The sequence below is a fragment of the Pseudomonas sp. K8 genome (assembly GCF_014889455.1).
Lineage (GTDB): Bacteria > Pseudomonadota > Gammaproteobacteria > Pseudomonadales > Pseudomonadaceae > Aquipseudomonas > Aquipseudomonas veronii.
In genome coordinates this window covers 252,831-271,320 of sequence record NZ_VJWO01000002.1, presented here as the reverse complement: position 1 = coordinate 271,320, position 18,490 = coordinate 252,831, and the positions used below count along the sequence as shown (strand labels likewise).

Here is an 18,490-nt window from a genome sequence, read left to right as displayed (position 1 = left end):
GGGATGAACATGATTCGGCTAGCGCAATCGGAGCAGGCGGCCTGGGACGCTTTTTTTGTCAGCATTACCTCACAACTGCTCGCGCAGGATGCACAGCGCGGCCCGGAATACATCGCCGAGCGTGCCGCAGAAATTGCCGATGAAATGCTGCTGGAGCGGCGCGAACGTTGCGTTGAGCGCCGAACCGCGCCAATCGATTGGATCGGCCCGGCCAAGGGTCAGTAGGCATACTTGAACAGGGCCTGCGAGGTGTCGCTGAAGGCGATGAAACCGAGCACCGCCACCAGGGCAGGCAATACCAGCCACCAGGCTTTCTGCGACATCGGCGGCAGCGGGCTGCGGTATTGGATTGCGCCCAGGCTCAATGTACACACGCTCATCGCCAGCAACATTCCGGCGAGGATGTCGGTGGGCCAGTGGACGCCCAAGTAAACCCGCGACAACGCGATGAATGCCGCGGGGATGCAGCCCAGCAGCAGCCAGGTCAGGCGCAGGCGCGTGGGCTGCCCGCGCCCGGCCAATACGGCTAACGCCAGGAAAAACGCGAATGCGCCGGAGGAGTGGCCGCTGGGCATGCTGAAGCTGCTCAGTGGGTCGGTGAGGATTTCCGGGCGACCGCGGGCGAAGAACAGCTTGGTGGCGGTATTGATCACTGCGGCCATGCCCAGCGTGATGCCGACAAACAGCGCGTGGCGCCATTGGCGTGCGAGTAACAACAGGCCGGTGAACAGGGCGCTGGCGACAAACATATTCTTGAACTCGCCCAGTTGGGTGAGCCTCACCATGGTCTCGTCCAGCCAGGCGCTGCGATGCTCCTGCACCAGGGCGCTCAGCCCCTGGTCGAAGTCGTTGAGGTGCGGGTAGCCGATAAACAGGGCGATCAACAGGGTCAGGCTGGCGCAACCTATCCATCCTGTGGCGCGGCGATGGCCGCGCAGGCTGCTGTTCAAGCTCAGCCCCAGCAACACCGCCAGGCATGCCGCGACAATTCCCGCCTCGGGCCAGAACCCCGCCGGCAATGGCAGGCGGAAAGCCGCGCCTGTCGCCCAGCCCGGCAGCAGGTACGCGACTGTCCAACCGGCCGCCGCGAGAATGCTGACCAGGGCAAAGCGTGGGAACGGCATGTCGCACATGCCGGCCACCATCGGCAGCATGGGGCGCAACGGGCCGATGAAACGTCCGACCAGCAGGCTGGCGATGCCGTACTTGTGGAAGTAGGTCTCGGCGCCGTTCATCCATTCAGGGTGATGCCGCAGGCCGGGCAGGCGCCGGATGTTCTGGTGGAAATGGCGTCCCAGGAAGTAGGACACCCCATCGCCCACCAGGCCGCCGAGAAAACCCAGCAGCAGGGTTTCACTCAACGACAGCGCACCGTTGCCGGCCAGCACGGCAATGGCGAACAGCAGCACGGTGCCGGGCACGATCAAACCGGCAATGGCCAGGCATTCCACGCACGCCACGATAAACACCGCCGCCGCCAGCCATTGGGGGTTCAGGGTCAGCCAGCCGGTGATGCTATCGAGCCATTGGCCCATGATTCTTCACTCCCTCGTCACCGTTTCAAATCAAAAAATAGTCGCGGCCTTCGACCTGGCCCCGGCGCAGCGGGTTCCGCGTGCAATAAGGCGCATAGCCTGCATCGACGAAGCGGTACATCAAGTGTTCGTCCCGGCCGCCGGGAATGCCCAGGCGGGTGGTCTGGATAATGTGCGTCGGCACCTGGCCGACGTCTTCTACATAGAGCCGCTCCCGGTCGAAGCGCTTGGCATCCCACATCGGCACTTTCAGGCCCAGCGCCTTGCACAATAAGGTCTGGCCGGCGCAGAGCTTCTGCGAGGCGCGCGGCCTGCCATTGGCGTCCGGGTTGTTCAGCAGCATCTGCGCCAAACTGGCCGGGCCGGAGGTCTCATCGACCCAGGGATAGGCGGATTTTATCAATACTGCATTGCCCGGGCCCTGGGCGCTGAAGTTCAGCGAATCGCCGCCACGGGCGTAGTACATATAGATATGACCGCCATCCAGAAACAAAGCCTTACGCTTTTCTGTGTAGCCCAGTGAGGCATGGCTGCCTTTTTCGGCCACGTAATACGCTTCGGTTTCAATAATCCGCGCCGAAAGCCAGAGATCGCCGACCCGATGACGGATGATTTTGCCGAGCAATTCCCGCGCAAGCAGTTGTGCATCGCGGTCGAAGAAGCGGTCGGGCAGGGCGCTGGCAGGGAGTTGGGGGGTGAAACTCGACATGGCCTTCAGGGTTAATACGGCTAAATGTGACGGAATAATAACAACTCCTACCTTAATTACGGCTGAACCCCAGGTTTTTACAGTTCATTTCGACCATCCGCCCCTCACCGCTGTCAGTCGGGCGGCGTCACAGCTATAATCTGCCGCTTTCCTCTTTGCCAAGACTCCCTGACCATGACTGAGTCCGTTCTTGACTACATGACCCGCCTGGGTCGCGCTGCCCGTCAGGCCTCGCGGTTGATCGCCCGTGCGAGCACCGCGCAGAAAAACCGTGCCTTGCTGGCCGCCGCCGATGCTCTGGATGCTTCGCGCTCCGAGTTGACCGCCGCCAACGAACTGGACCTGGCCAACGGCCGCGCCAATGGCCTGGAACCGGCGTTGCTCGACCGCCTGGCGCTGACCCCGGCGCGTATCGACGACATGATCGAAGGCCTGCGTCAGGTGGCCAAGCTGCCTGACCCCATCGGTGAAATCCGCGATATGCGTTACCTGCCGTCCGGCATTCAGGTCGGCAAGATGCGCGTGCCCCTGGGCGTGATCGGCATCATCTATGAGTCGCGCCCGAATGTGACCATCGACGCTGCGAGCCTGTGCCTCAAGTCTGGCAACGCCACCATCCTGCGCGGCGGTTCCGAGGCGATCCACTCCAACCGTGCGATTGCCGCCTGCATCCAGCAGGGCCTGGCCGTGGCCGAATTGCCGGCCGAAGTGGTGCAAGTGGTGGAAACCACCGACCGCGCCGCCGTCGGCGCGCTGATCACCATGCCGGAATTCGTCGACGTGATCGTGCCGCGCGGTGGCAAGAGCCTGATCGAACGCGTCAGCCGTGATGCCAAGGTGCCAGTGATCAAGCACCTGGACGGCGTCTGCCACGTTTACATCGACATCGCCGCCGACATCGACAAGGCGATCCGCATCGCCGACAACGCCAAGACCCACCGTTACGCGCCGTGCAACACCATGGAAACCCTGCTGGTGCACGCCGGCATTGCCGATCGCGTGCTGCCGCCGCTGGCTGCCATCTACCGCGACAAGGGCGTTGAGCTGCGCGGTTGCGAGCGCACCCGTGCGCTGCTCGGCGCGGACGTGATCGAAGCCACCGAGCAAGACTGGTACACCGAGTACACGGCGCCGATCCTGTCGATCCGCATCGTCGACGACCTGGACCAGGCCATCGAGCACATCAACAAATATGGTTCCAAGCACACCGATGCCATTGTTACCGAGCATTTCAGCGATGCCCGGCGTTTCCTCACCGAAGTGGACTCCGCTTCGGTGATGGTCAACGCCTCGACGCGTTTTGCCGACGGCTTCGAGTATGGCCTGGGCGCGGAGATCGGTATCTCCACCGACAAGCTCCACGCACGTGGCCCGGTTGGCCTGGAAGGCCTGACCAGCGAGAAGTACGTAGTGTTCGGCGACGGGCATGTGCGCGCTTGATGGGTAAACGCATCGGGTTGCTCGGCGGCACCTTTGACCCCGTGCATATCGGCCATTTGCGCAGTGCCCTGGAAGTCGCGGATGCCCTCGCGCTGGATGAATTGCGCCTGACCCCCAATGCCCGGCCGCCGCACCGCGATACGCCGCAGGTGTCAGCGCAGCAGCGCCTGGAAATGGTGCGCCTTGCCGTAGCCGGCATACCGCCGCTGGTGGTGGACGACCGCGAGCTCAAGCGCGATAAACCGTCCTACACTGTCGACACCCTGGAACTGATGCGTGCCGAGTTGGCCGCGGACGACCAGTTGTTTCTGCTTTTGGGTTGGGACGCATTTTGCGGCCTGCCCTCTTGGCATCGCTGGGAGGAACTCCTCCAGCATTGCCACATCCTGGTTTTGCAACGCCCGGATGCCGACAGCGAACCGCCGGATGCCTTGCGCAACCTGCTGGCCGCGCGGTCGGTAAGTGACCCCTTGGCCCTGACCGGGCCGAACGGGAATATTGCATTCGTCTGGCAGACCCCGCTTGCGGTGTCCGCCACCCAGATCCGTCAACTGCTGGCCAGCGGGAAGTCGGTACGTTTCCTGGTGCCTGACGCGGTCCTGGCCTACATCGATGCGCACGGGCTTTACCGTGCGTCGAACTGAAAAGGCGCGCTTGAACGCACGAACAGTCGTGCAGCGAGCGCCCGAACATACGAGCAAAACGAGTTTTATATGACGAACAAAGACGTAAGCAAAGTTAAGCGCAAAGGCACCTTCAAAAGCGCGCCACTGCCGGTTGAAGCCCACGTTGGCCCGGAACTGGCTGGCGAAGAGCTGGTGAAAGTCGCCGTGGCGGCCCTGGAAGACGTCAAGGCCCAGGACATCCAGGTGCTGGACGTGCGCGACAAGCAGAGCATCACCGACTTCATGATCATCGCCACCGGTACCTCCAACCGCCAGATCGGCGCGATGCTCGACAAAGTGCGCGAAGCCGTCAAAGCCCAGGGCGTGAAGCCGCTGGGTGAAGAAGGCAAGGGCGACAGCGACTGGGTGCTGCTGGACATGGACGACGTGATCGTTCACATGATGACCTCCAACGCCCGTCAGTTCTACGACCTGGAGCGTCTGTGGAAAGGCGCCGAACAGAGCCGTGCCGCTGATGGCAAGCACCACAGTCCGGAAGTGGGCCACGCGCACTTCGACAAGCTCAACAAAGACCAGGAATAAGGAACGGCTGTGCGCCTGCGTCTGATCGCTGTCGGTTCACGCATGCCCAAGTGGGTGGAAGAAGGCTGGCATGAATATGCCAAGCGTCTGCCCGCCGAGCTGTCGCTTGAGCTGGTGGAAATTCCGCTCAATACCCGGGGCAAGAACGCCGACGTGGCGCGCTTTATCCGTCAGGAAGGCGAAGCCATGCTGGCCAAGGTCGGTCCCAACGAGCGCATCGTCACCCTCGAAGTCCACGGCAAGCCCTGGAGCACCGAGCAATTGGCGGTGGAACTGGATCGCTGGCGCCTGGACTCGCGCACCGTCAACTTCATGGTCGGCGGCCCCGAGGGGCTGGCGCCGGAAGTCTGCGCGCGGGCGGACCAACGCTGGTCGCTGTCGGCGCTGACGTTGCCGCACCCGTTGGTAAGGATTCTGATCGGTGAACAGCTGTATCGCGCCTGGACAGTTCTGTCCGGGCACCCTTACCACAAATAGTCTGCGCCCCTCCCGATGACTCAGCCGATCCGCATCAAGGACCACGAGAAAGACGCACGTCTGGTGCGCTCGCGCGTGGTTTTTGGCGCGATCATGGTAGTGACGTTGATCGGGGTGTTGATCGCGCGCCTGTATTTCCTGCAGGTGATCCAGTACGACTATCACTCCACTCTGTCGGAAAACAACCGGGTGCATGTGCAGCCGATTCCGCCGACCCGTGGCCTGATTTTCGACCGCAACGGCGTGGTGGTCGCGGATAACCGGCCCAGCTTCAGCCTGAGCATGACCCGCGAACGCTCCGGCGACTGGCAGCAGGTTCTCGCTGTGATCGTCGACGTGCTGCAACTGACCCCGGAAGACCGGGCGATCTTCGAAAAGCGTATGAAACAGGGGCGTCGGCCGTTCGAGCCGGTGCCGATCCTGTTCGAGCTGACCGAAGAGCAGATCGCCCGGATCGCGGTGAACCAGTTCCGCCTGCCGGGCGTGGAAGTGGTGGCGCAGTTGGTGCGGCATTACCCGCAAGGGCCGCACTTCGCGCACTCCGTCGGTTATATGGGGCGGATCAACGAGAAAGAGCTGAAAAGCCTCGATCCGGTCAATTACAGCGGCACCCACCATATCGGCAAGACCGGCATCGAGCGTTTCTACGAGCCCGAGCTGCACGGCCAGGTGGGTTACGAAGAGGTCGAGACCAACGCCCGCGGCCGTGTGTTGCGGGTACTCAAACGTACCGATCCGGTGCCGGGCAAGGACATTGTGCTGAGCCTGGACATCAAGCTGCAGGAAGCGGCCGAGATGGCCCTGGGCGGGCGCCGTGGCGCGGTGGTGGCGCTGGACCCGAGTACCGGCGAAGTCCTGGCCATGGTCAGCCAGCCCAGTTTCGACCCCAACCTGTTCGTGACCGGGATCAGCTTCAAGGCCTACGCCGAGCTGCGCGATTCCATCGACCGGCCGCTGTTCAACCGGGTGTTGCGCGGCCTGTATCCGCCGGGTTCGACGATCAAGCCGGCGGTAGCGATTGCCGGCCTGGACGCGGGCGTGGTCACGGCGTCGAGTCGCGTGTTCGACCCCGGCTACTACATGCTGCCTAATTACGATCACAAATACCGTAACTGGAACCGCACCGGTGACGGCTATGTCGACCTGGACACCGCGATCATGCGGTCCAACGACACCTATTTTTACGACCTGGCCCACAAGCTGGGGATCGATCGCCTGTCGGCCTACATGGGCAAGTTCGGGTTGGGTCAGAAAGTCTCCCTGGACATGTTCGAAGAATCCCCAGGCCTGATGCCATCGCGCGAATGGAAGCGTGCCACCCGCCGCCAGGCGTGGTTCCCCGGCGAGACTCTGATTCTTGGCATCGGCCAGGGCTACATGCAGGCGACACCGCTGCAACTGGCCCAGGCCACGGCGTTGGTGGCCAACAAAGGCGTCTGGAACCGTCCGCACCTGGCCCGCACCATCGAAGGCGAAAAGCCGGTGGATGAAAACCCGATCCCGGACATTGTGCTGCGTGACCCGTCGGACTGGACCAAGGTCAACCACGGCATGCAGCAGGTGATGCACGGCGCCCGGGGCACGGCGCGTAAGGCGGCGATCGGCGCGCAATATCGCATTGCCGGCAAGAGCGGTACGGCCCAGGTGGTCGCGATCAAGCAAGGCGAAAAATATGATCGTTCCAAAGTCCAGGAGCGCCACCGCGACCACGCCCTGTTTGTCGGCTTCGCTCCGGCGGACGACCCGAAGATCGTGGTCGCCGTGATGGTCGAGAACGGCGAGTCCGGTTCGGGCGTCGCCGCGCCGGTGGTCCGTCAAGTGATGGATGCCTGGCTGTTGACCGACGACGGCAAGCTCAAGCCCGAATATGGCGGCCCCCCTTCAAGCACCGAGGTTACGGCCAGTGAAGAGTAATTTTGACCGCATCCTCTCCAGTGAGGATGTGATGCGTCGCCGCGCGACATTGCTGCAGCGCATGCACATTGATGGCCCGTTGTTGATCCTGCTGCTGACCCTGGCGGCCGGCAGTCTGTTCGTGCTGTATTCGGCCAGCGGCAAGAACTGGGACCTGCTGATCAAGCAAGCGTCGTCGTTCGGCCTGGGCCTGTTGTCGATGGTGGTGATTGCCCAGCTGGAGCCGCGTTTCATGGCGCGGTGGGTGCCGCTGGGGTACGTCGCCGGCGTGTTGTTGCTGGTGGTGGTGGACGTGATGGGCCACAACGCCATGGGCGCGACCCGCTGGATCAACATTCCGGGGGTGATTCGCTTCCAGCCGTCGGAATTCATGAAGATCCTGATGCCGGCGACCATCGCCTGGTACCTGTCCAAGCGCACCTTGCCGCCGCAACTCAAGCATGTGGGGATCAGCCTGATCCTGATCGGCGTGCCGTTCATCCTCATCGTGCGTCAGCCGGATCTCGGTACATCGCTGCTGATCCTGGCGGGCGGTGCATTCGTGCTGTTCATGGGCGGCTTGCGCTGGCGCTGGATTCTCAGCGTGCTCGCCGCTGCCGTGCCGGTGGCCGTGGCCATGTGGTTCTTCTTTATGCATGACTACCAGAAGCAGCGGATTCTCACGTTCCTCGACCCGGAGAGCGACCCGCTGGGCACGGGCTGGAACATCATCCAGTCGAAGGCGGCCATCGGTTCCGGCGGTGTCTTTGGCAAGGGCTGGCTGATGGGCACCCAGTCGCACCTGGACTTTTTGCCCGAGAGCCACACCGACTTCATTATTGCGGTGATGGGCGAAGAGTTCGGCCTGGTGGGTATTTGCGCGTTGCTGCTGATCTATTTACTGTTGATTGGGCGTGGCCTGGTGATCACCGCGCAGGCGCAGACGTTGTTCGGCAAATTGCTGGCGGGCTCGTTGACCATGACTTTTTTTGTTTACGTTTTCGTCAACATCGGTATGGTCAGTGGCCTCTTGCCGGTGGTTGGGGTGCCGTTGCCGTTCATTAGCTACGGCGGAACTTCGCTGGTGACATTGCTGTCAGCGTTTGGGGTTTTGATGTCGATTCACACGCATCGCAAATGGATCGCACAGGTTTGAATAAGGTGAAGATGTCAATGCAAGTATTGCGCGGCTGGGCGACTCGGCATGCGTCCTGGATGAGCCTGATCGGGCTGCTGGGCGCCATGCACGAAGCGCAGGCCGGTGACTACGATGGCTCACCTCAGGTCGCCGAATTCGTCGGTGAGATGACCCGTGACTATGGCTTCGCCGGTGAACAGCTGATGGGCGTGTTCCGCGAGGCTCAGCGCAAGCAGGCGATCCTCGATGCCATCTCCCGCCCGGCCGAGCGCGTGAAGCAGTGGAAGGACTATCGCCCGATGTTCCTGACCGATGCCCGCGTGGCCCGGGGCGTGGACTTCTGGCGCCAGCACGAAGCCACGCTGGCCCGCGCCGAGCAGGAATACGGCGTGCCTGCCCAGGTGATTGTCGCGATCATTGGCATTGAAACCTTCTACGGGCGCAACACTGGCGGTTACCGGGTGATCGATGCCTTGTCGACCTTGAGCTTCGATTACCCGCCCCGCGCTGAATTCTTCCGTAAGGAACTGCGTGAATTCCTGCTGCTGGCCCGCGAAGAGCAGGTCGACCCGCTGACCCTCAAAGGCTCCTACGCCGGTGCGATGGGCTTGCCGCAGTTCATGCCGAGCAGTTTTCGCGCCTACGCGGTGGATTTTGACGGCGACGGCCATATCAATATCTGGAGCAACCCGGACGATGCCATCGGCAGCGTGGCCAGCTACTTCAAGCGCCATGGCTGGGTGAGCGGCGAACCGGTCGTCAGCCGTGCCGACGTGAGCGGCGAGCGCGCCGATGAAGGCCTGACCCAGGGCATCGAGCCGGCCAAGACGGTCGGGGAGTTGCGGGCGCTGGGCTGGTCAAGTCATGATGCGCTGCGCGATGATATGCCGGTCACGGCTTTCCGCCTGGAAGGCGAAAACGGCCCTGAATACTGGATGGGCCTGAAGAATTTCTACGCAATCACGCGTTATAACCGCAGTGTGATGTACGCCATGGCTGTGCATCAACTGTCTGACATGCTGGTCCAAGCACGGGGCAACAAGTAATGCGGGCATCGCCGTTGAAAAAACCGCTCAAGCTGGTGGCGTTTGCCGCGTTGTCCTTGCTGGTTGTCAGTTGCTCCACCAGCCGCGCGCCGACGCAAAAGTCCGGCGGCACCGCTATTCGTTCCCAGCCGGGCCTGGACATCAACCGCGCGCATAAAGACGGTGCGCCGTGGTGGGACGTCGACGTGTCGAAAATCCCGGATGCCACGCCGACCCTGCACACCGGTCCGTACAAGGCCAACCCCTATACCGTGCTGGGCAAGAGCTACTTCCCGCTGCAGGACTCCAAGACCTACGTGCAGTCGGGCACGGCGTCGTGGTACGGGACCAAGTTCCATGGCCAGAACACCGCCAATGGCGAGGTCTACGACCTGTATGGCATGAGCGCGGCCCACAAGACCCTGCCGCTGCCCAGCTATGTGCGCGTGACCAACCTGGACAACAACCGCACGGTGATCCTGCGGGTCAACGATCGCGGGCCGTTCTATTCGGACCGGATCATCGACTTGTCCTACGCCGCCGCGAAGAAACTCGGTTATGCCGAAACCGGCACCGCGCGGGTCAAGGTCGAAGGGATCGACCCCGCGCAATACTGGGCCCAGCGTGGCAAACCGGCACCGTTGATGCTCAACGAGCCGCAGGCCGCGCAACCGCAAGTCACAGCCTCGACCGGCAAGATCGAGCAGTGGACGCCACCCGCGCAACAGCACGCGCCCGACACGGTCGTGGTGCCTCGCGCCGCACCGGGTGCTTCGGCTGCCGGTGGGCAATACCTGCAGGTGGGCGCTTTCGCCAACCCGGATGCGGCAGAGCTGTTAAGGTCCAAGCTGAGCAGTATGGTCAATGCGCCGGTCTTCATCAGTTCCATCGTGCGTAATCAACAGACCCTGCACCGTGTGCGTATGGGCCCGATCGGTTCGCCGAGCGAGGTCGCGCAAGTGCAGAACAGCGTGCGCCTGGCCAACCTGGGGCAACCCAGCGTGGTCAGCGCCGAATAAACCGTAAAGGATTGATGGTTCAGGTCCGTGCGCGGGCCTGGGCCCTGGTTGTTGGCTCGTTGAACAATAAAACCCAGGGGCAAGGGGTGAGCAGGCAACCGAACACGCGACAGACTGGTAACGGGCTGTCTGAATAAGTTTTGCCCGCGAGGGCAAGTTTCCATACGTAATTTCGAGAGACGGATGAACATCATCACCTTAGCCAAACGCACGTGCCTGCTTATCTCGCTGATCATCACCCCGGCCGCCTGGGCGGTTGAAATGGTGCCGGCTTCACCGCAACTGGCCGCCAAGGCCTGGGTCCTCATGGATGCCGCCAGTGGCAACGTGCTGGTGGAAAACAACGGTGACCAGCGCCTGCCGCCTGCCAGCTTGACCAAGCTGATGACAGCCTATATCGCGACCCTGGAAATCCGTCGCGGCCAGATCGGCGAAAACGACCCGGTGACCGTCAGCGAAAACGCCTGGCGCACCGGTGGTTCGCGGATGTTCATCAAGGTCGGCTCGCAGGTGACGGTCAGCGACCTGCTGCACGGCATCATCATCCAGTCGGGTAACGACGCCAGCGTCGCCCTGGCCGAGCACATCGCCGGCAGCGAAGACGCGTTCGCCGACATGATGAACAAAACCGTGGCCGACCTGGGCATGACCAACAGCCACTTCATGAACCCGACCGGTCTGCCGAACCCAGAGCACTACTCGTCGGCTCACGACATGGCGATCCTGGCGCGCGCGATCATTCGTGTCGACCCGGTCCACTACGCGATCTACTCCCAGAAGGAATTCTTCTGGAACAACATCAAGCAGCCTAACCGCAACCTGTTGCTGTGGCGCGACAAGACCGTCGACGGTCTGAAAACCGGCCACACCGAAGAAGCCGGCTACTGCATGGTGTCGTCCGCCGTGCGTGATGGCCAGCGCCTGATCGCCGTGGTCTTCGGCACCAACAGCGAGCAGGCCCGTGCGGCCGAGACGCAAAAACTGCTGACCTACGGTTTCCGCTTCTTCGAAACCCAGACCTTCTATCAGAAGGGTGCTGAACTGGCGACCGCGCCGGTATGGAAAGGCGCGACCTCGCAAGTCAAGGCCGGCCTGGCTGAAGACCTGACCCTGACCATGCCTAAAGGCCAGCTGAAAAAGCTCGCGGCCAGCATGACCATGAACCCGCACCTGGTTGCGCCAATCGCCAAGGGCGACGTGATCGGCAAGGTCGAAGTGAAGCTGGACGATAAAGTGGTACACAGTGCCGACCTGATCGCCCTGGATGCCGTCGACGAGGGTGGTATCTTCCGCCGCGTGTGGGATAGCATCCGCCTGTTCTTCTACAGCTTGTTCAACTGATAAGTGTGCACCTGCAAAGCCCCGTGTTGATCCGACGCGGGGCTTTGCCCGTCGCCACGGCTTACGCTTACGAGGCCGTTACGCCATGACCGATAAAGAAGTAAAGGCGCCAAAGATCGAATTCCCGGTGACGGATTATCCCGTCAAGGTGATCAGCGATACCGGTGTGGGCAACAAGGACAAGATTCTCGACATCGTGCGTAAACACGCGACGATCAACGACAACCGTGTGGATGAGCGTTCGAGCACCAACGGTAAGTACACCACGATCCAGTTGCACATCGTTGCGACCGGTCAAGACCAGCTTTACGACATCAACAGCGAACTGCGGGCCACCGGCTTCGTACATATGGTGCTGTGATGCCACAGGTCCTGGGCTTTCGCGAGCTCGGCCGGATGGACTACGAGCCCGTCTGGCACGCGATGCAGCGCTTCACCAACGAGCGCGGCACCTCGGCACCCGATGAGATCTGGCTGGTGGAACACCCGCCGGTGTTCACCCAGGGCCAGGCCGGCAAGGCCGAGCATCTGCTACTTCCGGGTGATATTCCGGTGGTGCAGGTCGACCGAGGGGGTCAAGTGACTTACCATGGGCCCGGTCAACTGGTGGCGTATCTGCTGCTGGATGTGCGCAAGCTGGGGTTTGGCGTGCGCGACCTGGTGAACCGTATGGAGGCTTGCCTGATCGAGCTGTTGGCCAGTTACGGCGTGAGCGCCGTGGCCAAGCCCGATGCACCCGGTGTGTATGTGGATGGTGCGAAAATCGCTTCCCTGGGGCTGCGCATTCGCCACGGTTGTTCGTTTCATGGCCTGGCGTTGAACGTGGACATGGACCTGGCGCCGTTCCGGCGCATCAACCCGTGCGGTTATGCCGGGTTGGCGATGACCCAGTTGAGCGACCACGCCACACCGATTAAATTTGCCGAGGTAAGTACCCGGCTGCGTGCGCAGCTCGTCAAACACCTCGACTATGCTGAGCAGACGACCCTTACGGGCGGAATCGACTGATTATGACTACTGATGCAGTGCAAACCATGATCCCGACGCTGGACGTCACCGAACGTTCGGCCCCGGCCCCGCGTGCCAAGGTGGAAGCCGGCGTCAAGCTGCGCGGCGCCGAGAAGGTTGCACGCATCCCGGTCAAGATCATCCCGACCACCGAACTGCCGAAAAAACCTGACTGGATTCGCGTGCGTATCCCGGTCTCGCCGGAAGTCGACCGTATCAAGGCGTTGCTGCGCAAGCACAAGCTGCACAGCGTGTGCGAAGAAGCGTCCTGCCCGAACCTGGGCGAATGCTTCTCCGGCGGCACTGCCACGTTCATGATCATGGGTGACATCTGCACCCGTCGTTGCCCGTTCTGCGACGTCGGCCACGGCCGGCCGAAGCCGCTGGACGTCAACGAGCCGGAAAGCCTGGCCATCGCCATCGCCGACCTGAAACTCAAGTACGTGGTGATCACCTCCGTCGACCGTGACGACCTGCGTGACGGCGGTGCCCAGCACTTTGCCGACTGCATCCGCGAAATCCGCAAGCTGTCGCCGGACGTGATGCTCGAAACCCTGGTGCCGGACTACCGTGGCCGCATGGACGTCGCGCTGGAAATCACCGCCGCCGAGCCGCCGGATGTGTTCAACCACAACCTGGAAACCGTGCCACGCCTGTACAAGGCGGCGCGTCCAGGTTCGGACTACCAGTGGTCGCTGACCCTGCTGCAGAAATTCAAGCAGATGATGCCGCACATCCCGACCAAATCCGGCCTGATGCTCGGCCTGGGCGAAACCGACGAGGAAGTGATCGAAGTCATGCAGCGCATGCGCGAACACGACATCGACATGCTGACCCTCGGCCAATACCTGCAACCATCGCGCAGCCACTTGCCGGTACAGCGTTTCGTTCACCCGGACACCTTCGCCTGGTTCGCCGAGGAAGGTTACAAGATGGGCTTCAAGAACGTCGCGTCGGGCCCGCTGGTACGTTCCTCGTACCACGCCGATGAGCAGGCCAAGCTGGTCAAGGCTAGCCTGATTTCGTAATACAGATCTGCGCAACACCGCAGATCCAATGTGGGAGGGGGCTTGCCCCCGATGGCAGTGTGTCAGTCGCTACAGGTACTGGCTGATTCAGCGCTATCGGGGGCAAGCCTCCTCCCACATTTCGTTCCGCGTCATATAGGGAGAATCAGGGATGACCAGTCGACTAGCCGCCGCCGTACCTGCATTGCGTTCTGAAGCCACCATCGGCCTGATCGCACCCGCCGGCCCTGCCGCGCTGGACGTGGAAAAAGCCGGGCAGTGGATGCGCGCCCGTGGCTATGAGCTACGCATCTTCCCCGGAGTATATGAACGCGACGGCTACCTGGCCGGCAGCGATGACGTGCGCTTGCGCGACCTGCACGCCGCCTTCGCCAACCCTGATATCGATGCGATCTTCTGCCTGCGCGGCGGCTACGGCACGCCCCGCCTGCTGGACCGCCTGGACTTCGACCTGCTGCGCGCCAACCCCAAGCCTTTCGTGGGTTACAGTGATATCACTGCGTTGCACCTGGCAATCAACCGCTATGCCGGTTTTGTGACCTTCCACGGCCCGATGCTGAATGCCGACCTGCTCGGCGACAAGCAGCCACCCACCGAGTCGTCGTTGTTCAACATGCTGCGTGGCCAGGTAGGTGCAGGCAGCGTGCTGGCGCACCCGGTGGCCTACCCATTGACCACGATCGAGCCCGGTATCGCCTGTGGGCGCTTGCTCGGCGGCAACCTATCGATGATCGCGGCCATGATGGGGACGTCCTACGAAATCGATGCCGAGGGCATCATCCTGTTTATCGAAGACGTCAATGAGCCGATCTACCGCATCGACCGCTTGCTGACGCATCTGCGCCTGACCGGCAAGCTGGCTCAGGTAGCAGGTGTGTTGGTGGGGGACGTGGCGGGGGTGGATAGCACCGCGCTGGAGCGGCTGCTGAAGCAGACCTTCGAACCGCTGTGCATTCCGGTGCTGTCTGGCTGGCGCAGTGGGCATTGCGATCCGAACGTGACGCTGCCGATGGGCGCGCGTGTGCGGTTGGATGCGGGGGAGCAGCGGGTGGTGTTGGAGCAGGATGTGGTGTTCAACCGCTGAATCTGTCGTCTGCTAAACCGCTATCGGGAGCAAGCTCCCTCCCACATTTGACTGCATTTCAAAGGATGTACGCGGTCAAAATGTGGGAGGGGGCTTGCCCCCGATAGCGGTAGTCGCCATAAGCCGATCTAACGGTTCTGCAACGACTCCAGCAACTTCACCGTCGGATAACCATCCGCCGGCCAGCCCAGTGACTGTTGCGCCGCACGGATCGCCTTACGCGTGTTGGCGCCGATAATCCCGTCCGGGTTGCCCGCGTCATAGCCATTGCTGCTGAGTACGGTCTGCAGGTCGATGCGCTGGGAACGACTCAGCGGTAGTTCATCTTTCGGCCAATCGCCACGAATCACACCACTTCCGCCGAACCGTTCCGACAGCAGGCCCACGGCCAGTGCGTAGGACGACGAGTTGTTGTACTTGAGGATTGCGCGGAAGTTATCCAGCACCAGGAACGCCGGGCCACGGTAACCCGCTGGCAGCAGCAGGGCGGCGGAGAGCTGGTCGACGTTAGGCGGCATGCTCGCTCCCGGTGGCAGCTGGATGCCCAGCTTCAGCCAGTCGGCGACGGTCTTGCGCACGCCACCGTCGGCCAGGGTGTAATCGAAGTTGGCCGGCAGTTGTTTGACTTCGAAACCCCACGGCTGGCCTTTCTGCCAGCCGGAGCTTTGCAGGTAATGCGCGGTGGAGGCGAGGGCGTCGGCCGGGCTGTTCCAGATGTCGCGGCGACCGTCGCCGTCGAAGTCCACGGCGTGGGTGTTGTAGGTGGTCGGGATGAACTGGGTCTGGCCCATGGCGCCGGCCCACGAACCGCGCATCTGGTCGGCCTGGATATCGCCGTGCTGGATGATCTGCAGCGCCGCGAGCAATTGCGCCTGGGCAAAGGCCGGGCGCCGGCCTTCGTAGGCCAGGGTCGCGAGGGAACGGATCACCGAGTTATTGCCCTGGAACTGACCGAAGTTACTTTCCATGCCCCACACCGAGACCAGCGCCTGGCGGTCGACGCCATAACGTTGCTCGATGCTTTGCAGGATGTCGGCGTGCTTGACCAATAGTGCCCGGCCATTACGCACGCGTACTGGCGACAGGGCGCCGTCGAGGTATTCCCACACCGGGCGGGAAAATTCCGGTTGGCTGCGGTCGGCGCGGATCACCGCCATGTCCGGGGTGACGTTGGCGAAGGCGATATCAAACACGGCTGGGGTAATGCCGGCCTTCAAGGCTTGCGCACGGAAACCGGCCTGCCATTCGGCAAAGGTCTGGGTGGGCTGGATGTCCAGGTTATCCACAGCCAGCGGGGCCACGACAGCGGGCGCTACGACCGGTGCGGTCGACAGTGTCGGCAAGGGTTGAGCATCTGCGGCGGTAGGTTTTTCCGCGCAGGCGACAAGCAGAATGAGGCTGGAGGCAGCGATCAATTGGCGAAGGTGCCAACGACGGGAAAGACTAGAGGGCATGCACAGGTCCAGGGATTACAAATCAAGTGCTGACCTTATCATGCCGGAGGGGCGCTTGCCTTCAGGCGGCCAGAAAGTAAGAAGCCTCCCAGCTATTAGACTGGAAGGCTTCGCGGCGGTAGCTGCCTTTGCCCTTGCCGGCGCGTTCCTGACGGCTGCGGAACAGTGGCTGGGCGATGATGGATTTGGCCTTGTTGGGGCCATGCTTAGATGGCTTTTTGCTCATGGTCGTTACTCTCTTCAGGTGGGATGCAGCGGTGCAAATCATCTGCCGAAGTCTGGCCGCTGTAAAGCCCGACAAGTTTTTTGAAATACAAATGCAGCCAACATGTGGGAGGGGGCTTGCCCCATCCCGCATTGGTTTTGCGGTGTTTTTAAGAGGGGGGGTTATTCGGCAGGTAATGTCAGGCGCTGGCCAGACATCAGCAGTGACAAACGGCTCAGGCTCATCCACGGCGAACCCGCTGCCTGGCCCTTGATTTGCGCATCGATGCGCTGGGCTTCGAGCAACAGTTGCGCCCAGCGTTGCGCCGAGTGCCGCTGCAGGGCTTTGCTCATCAGCGGTTTGCGCTTGTCCCAGACCGGCGGTCTGGCTTGGCTGAAGCATTTGTCCAACGGCGTGCCCTGGCTGTATTGCAGCGCAATATTGGCCAGTACCCGCAACTCGCGAGCCAGCGCCCAGAGAATCACCGGCGGTTCCACGCCTTCACCGCGCAGCCCTTCGAGCATGCGCAGGGCGTGCGCAGGCTCGCCGTTGAGGATGGCGTCCACCAGCCCGAACACGTCAAAACGCGCGCTGTCAGCCACCGCGCCTTGTACGGTTTCGACGGTGATCTGCCCGTCTTCGGCCATCAGCTTGAGCTTTTCGATCTCCTGGGCGGCGGCAAGCAGGTTGCCTTCGACCCGGGCGGCGATCAGTTCCACGGCGTCCTGCGTGGCCGACAGCCCCGATTGGGACAGGCGCTGACGAATCCACTGCGGCAACTGATTGCTGTCCACCGGCCAGATCTGGATAAACTGGGTCTGTGCCCCTTCCACCAGCGCTTTGCCCCACTTGGTTTTCTGCGCGCTGCCGTCGAGCTTGGGCAGGCTGATCAGCAACACCGTGTCTTCGGCAGGCCGCGAACAGTACTCGATGAAGGCCGCCGCGCCCTTGTCGCCGGGCTTGCCCGACGGCAGGCGCAGTTCCAGCAGGCGTTTTTCGGCAAACAGCGACATGCTCGCGCCGGCTTGCAGCAGCGTGCCCCAGTCGAAACTGGCGTCGGCGCTGAACACCTGGCGTTCGTCGAAGCCTTGCTGGCGCGCGGCGGTGCGAATGGCGTCTGCCGCTTCCTGGCACAGCAACGGGTCATCGCCGCTGACGATATAGACAGGCGCGAGAGCACCTTGCAGGTGTTTGGCGAGTTGGGCGGGGGCGAGTTTCATAGGCGCGATGAACGGGGCGCCTGGGGCGCCCCGTCTGGCTTAGTCTACAGGGACTTCAACAGGCGATTGTTTCGGCGTGTTGTTTTCGTACTCTTGCGCGGCTTTCAGGGCGTCAGCGTCAGCCTTGGCCTTGTTGTCGGCGGTCTGTTGCAGCAGTTCCAGTTTTTCCGGCGTCAGCTGTTGCAGGCGCAGCATCACGCGTTGGACCAGCTCACGACGCATTTCTTTGCGCACCTGGGTCATTTCCGAGTCCGAGCCCACCAGGTTGTTGCCATCGTGGCTCACGACCTTTTGCACTTCGATCTTGTCACCCATCAACGGCAGATGGTCGCGGCCCTGCATTTCAAACGTCAACGAAGTGATCAACTCGATATCGGACGCACGGCCGGCGCTGGCGTAGCTGAGGTTACGCTGGGTTTCTTTCTCGTCGGCCAGGAACAGCTTGTAGGTCGCGCCGGTGTAGACGTGTACGCCACTGTTTTTCAGGGTGTCGCGCAGTTGCACAACGGTTTCGCCGTAGGCGTTGCGGGCGCTGACGTCCAATTCCTTGATGGTCAGTTCATTGGTGCCGGTACCGCGCAGCTGGAAGCCGCAAGCGCTCAGCAGCACAGCAAGGCCCATCACCAGCAAATTGCGTTTGATCATTTTATTGCTCCCCTTGAAACCATGCGGGCCTTATCGAGGCCCTGAAGGTTTAGTTCGGCGC

Annotated in this window: 20 protein-coding genes; 14 read left to right on the top strand and 6 right to left on the bottom strand. The window is 62.1% G+C overall.

All coding sequences use genetic code 11. The annotated features are described in order from the left end of the window. The first annotated feature begins 9 nt into the window (after positions 1-9). Positions 10-225: a hypothetical protein gene (locus tag INT12_RS02645; RefSeq protein ID WP_026140195.1), complete on the top strand. Its 216-nt coding sequence runs from the start codon at positions 10-12 to the stop codon at positions 223-225. Here the strand turns inward: INT12_RS02645 and INT12_RS02640 are convergent. Continuing rightward, positions 219-1,535 carry a bifunctional DedA family/phosphatase PAP2 family protein gene (locus INT12_RS02640; RefSeq protein WP_104904377.1) on the bottom strand — a complete coding sequence of 439 codons (1,317 nt, stop codon included), beginning with the start codon at positions 1,533-1,535 and terminating at the stop codon, positions 219-221. The genes INT12_RS02645 and INT12_RS02640 overlap by 7 nt on opposite strands. A gap of 25 nt (positions 1,536-1,560) precedes the next feature. After that, positions 1,561-2,244: a DNA-3-methyladenine glycosylase gene (locus INT12_RS02635; RefSeq protein ID WP_017848348.1), complete on the bottom strand. Its 684-nt coding sequence runs from the start codon at positions 2,242-2,244 to the stop codon at positions 1,561-1,563. 174 nt (positions 2,245-2,418) lie between these two features. Here INT12_RS02635 and INT12_RS02630 point away from each other — a divergent pair, with 174 nt between their 5' ends. From INT12_RS02630 to INT12_RS02570, 13 genes are all read left to right on the top strand, one after another. Then, complete coding sequence (locus INT12_RS02630; protein WP_046381926.1) at positions 2,419-3,684, top strand: glutamate-5-semialdehyde dehydrogenase; 1,266 nt, start codon at positions 2,419-2,421, stop codon at positions 3,682-3,684. After that, positions 3,684-4,328, top strand: a complete 645-nt coding sequence (nadD, locus tag INT12_RS02625; RefSeq protein ID WP_017848346.1) for a nicotinate-nucleotide adenylyltransferase — start codon at positions 3,684-3,686, stop codon at positions 4,326-4,328. Before INT12_RS02630 ends, nadD begins: the two co-directional genes overlap by 1 nt. A gap of 69 nt (positions 4,329-4,397) precedes the next feature. Continuing rightward, entirely contained in the window at positions 4,398-4,892 is a 495-nt protein-coding gene (gene rsfS, locus INT12_RS02620) for a ribosome silencing factor (protein WP_003176298.1), read from the top strand. 9 nt (positions 4,893-4,901) lie between these two features. After that, positions 4,902-5,369: a 23S rRNA (pseudouridine(1915)-N(3))-methyltransferase RlmH gene (rlmH, locus tag INT12_RS02615; RefSeq protein WP_003176297.1), complete on the top strand. Its 468-nt coding sequence runs from the start codon at positions 4,902-4,904 to the stop codon at positions 5,367-5,369. A gap of 15 nt (positions 5,370-5,384) precedes the next feature. Beyond that, positions 5,385-7,283 carry a penicillin-binding protein 2 gene (mrdA, locus tag INT12_RS02610; protein WP_193058752.1) on the top strand — a complete coding sequence of 633 codons (1,899 nt, stop codon included), beginning with the start codon at positions 5,385-5,387 and terminating at the stop codon, positions 7,281-7,283. A 31-nt stretch (positions 7,284-7,314) separates the two neighbouring features. Beyond that, positions 7,315-8,418 carry a rod shape-determining protein RodA gene (gene rodA, locus INT12_RS02605; protein WP_046482428.1) on the top strand — a complete coding sequence of 368 codons (1,104 nt, stop codon included), beginning with the start codon at positions 7,315-7,317 and terminating at the stop codon, positions 8,416-8,418. Positions 8,419-8,435: 17 nt separating this feature from the next. Further along, the gene (gene mltB / locus INT12_RS02600) at positions 8,436-9,446 is read left to right on the top strand and encodes a lytic murein transglycosylase B (RefSeq protein ID WP_193039727.1); all 1,011 of its coding nucleotides are present in this window, start codon (positions 8,436-8,438) and stop codon (positions 9,444-9,446) included. Beyond that, a complete protein-coding gene (locus INT12_RS02595; RefSeq protein WP_017848342.1) occupies positions 9,446-10,444 on the top strand; it encodes a septal ring lytic transglycosylase RlpA family protein in 999 nt (332 codons plus the stop codon). The genes mltB and INT12_RS02595 overlap by 1 nt, the downstream gene beginning before the upstream one ends. A gap of 183 nt (positions 10,445-10,627) precedes the next feature. Further along, positions 10,628-11,785: a D-alanyl-D-alanine carboxypeptidase family protein gene (locus tag INT12_RS02590; protein WP_102616986.1), complete on the top strand. Its 1,158-nt coding sequence runs from the start codon at positions 10,628-10,630 to the stop codon at positions 11,783-11,785. 85 nt (positions 11,786-11,870) lie between these two features. After that, positions 11,871-12,146 (top strand): DUF493 domain-containing protein, encoded by a 276-nt coding sequence (locus INT12_RS02585; RefSeq protein ID WP_017848340.1) that lies wholly within the window; start codon positions 11,871-11,873, stop codon positions 12,144-12,146. Then, the gene (lipB, locus tag INT12_RS02580) at positions 12,146-12,793 is read left to right on the top strand and encodes a lipoyl(octanoyl) transferase LipB (RefSeq protein ID WP_017848339.1); all 648 of its coding nucleotides are present in this window, start codon (positions 12,146-12,148) and stop codon (positions 12,791-12,793) included. Before INT12_RS02585 ends, lipB begins: the two co-directional genes overlap by 1 nt. 26 nt (positions 12,794-12,819) lie before the next feature. Next, on the top strand, positions 12,820-13,821 hold the full coding sequence (gene lipA, locus INT12_RS02575; RefSeq protein ID WP_167379504.1) for a lipoyl synthase: 1,002 nt from the start codon (positions 12,820-12,822) through the stop codon (positions 13,819-13,821). Positions 13,822-13,972: 151 nt separating this feature from the next. Beyond that, the gene (locus tag INT12_RS02570; protein ID WP_057005929.1) at positions 13,973-14,905 is read left to right on the top strand and encodes a S66 peptidase family protein; all 933 of its coding nucleotides are present in this window, start codon (positions 13,973-13,975) and stop codon (positions 14,903-14,905) included. A 128-nt stretch (positions 14,906-15,033) separates the two neighbouring features. Here INT12_RS02570 and INT12_RS02565 read toward each other — a convergent pair whose 3' ends face one another. The 4 genes from INT12_RS02565 to lptE form a co-directional block, all read right to left on the bottom strand. Next, positions 15,034-16,359, bottom strand: coding sequence for a lytic murein transglycosylase (locus INT12_RS02565; protein WP_104904381.1), 1,326 nt, complete (start codon positions 16,357-16,359; stop codon positions 15,034-15,036). Between the two features lie 61 nt (positions 16,360-16,420). After that, a complete protein-coding gene (arfA, locus tag INT12_RS02560) occupies positions 16,421-16,585 on the bottom strand; it encodes an alternative ribosome rescue factor ArfA (protein ID WP_003176285.1) in 165 nt (54 codons plus the stop codon). A 161-nt stretch (positions 16,586-16,746) separates the two neighbouring features. Continuing rightward, positions 16,747-17,784 carry a DNA polymerase III subunit delta gene (gene holA, locus INT12_RS02555; RefSeq protein ID WP_046381932.1) on the bottom strand — a complete coding sequence of 346 codons (1,038 nt, stop codon included), beginning with the start codon at positions 17,782-17,784 and terminating at the stop codon, positions 16,747-16,749. Positions 17,785-17,823: 39 nt separating this feature from the next. Further along, positions 17,824-18,429, bottom strand: coding sequence for an LPS assembly lipoprotein LptE (gene lptE, locus INT12_RS02550; protein ID WP_017848334.1), 606 nt, complete (start codon positions 18,427-18,429; stop codon positions 17,824-17,826). Positions 18,430-18,490: the final 61 nt, after the last annotated feature.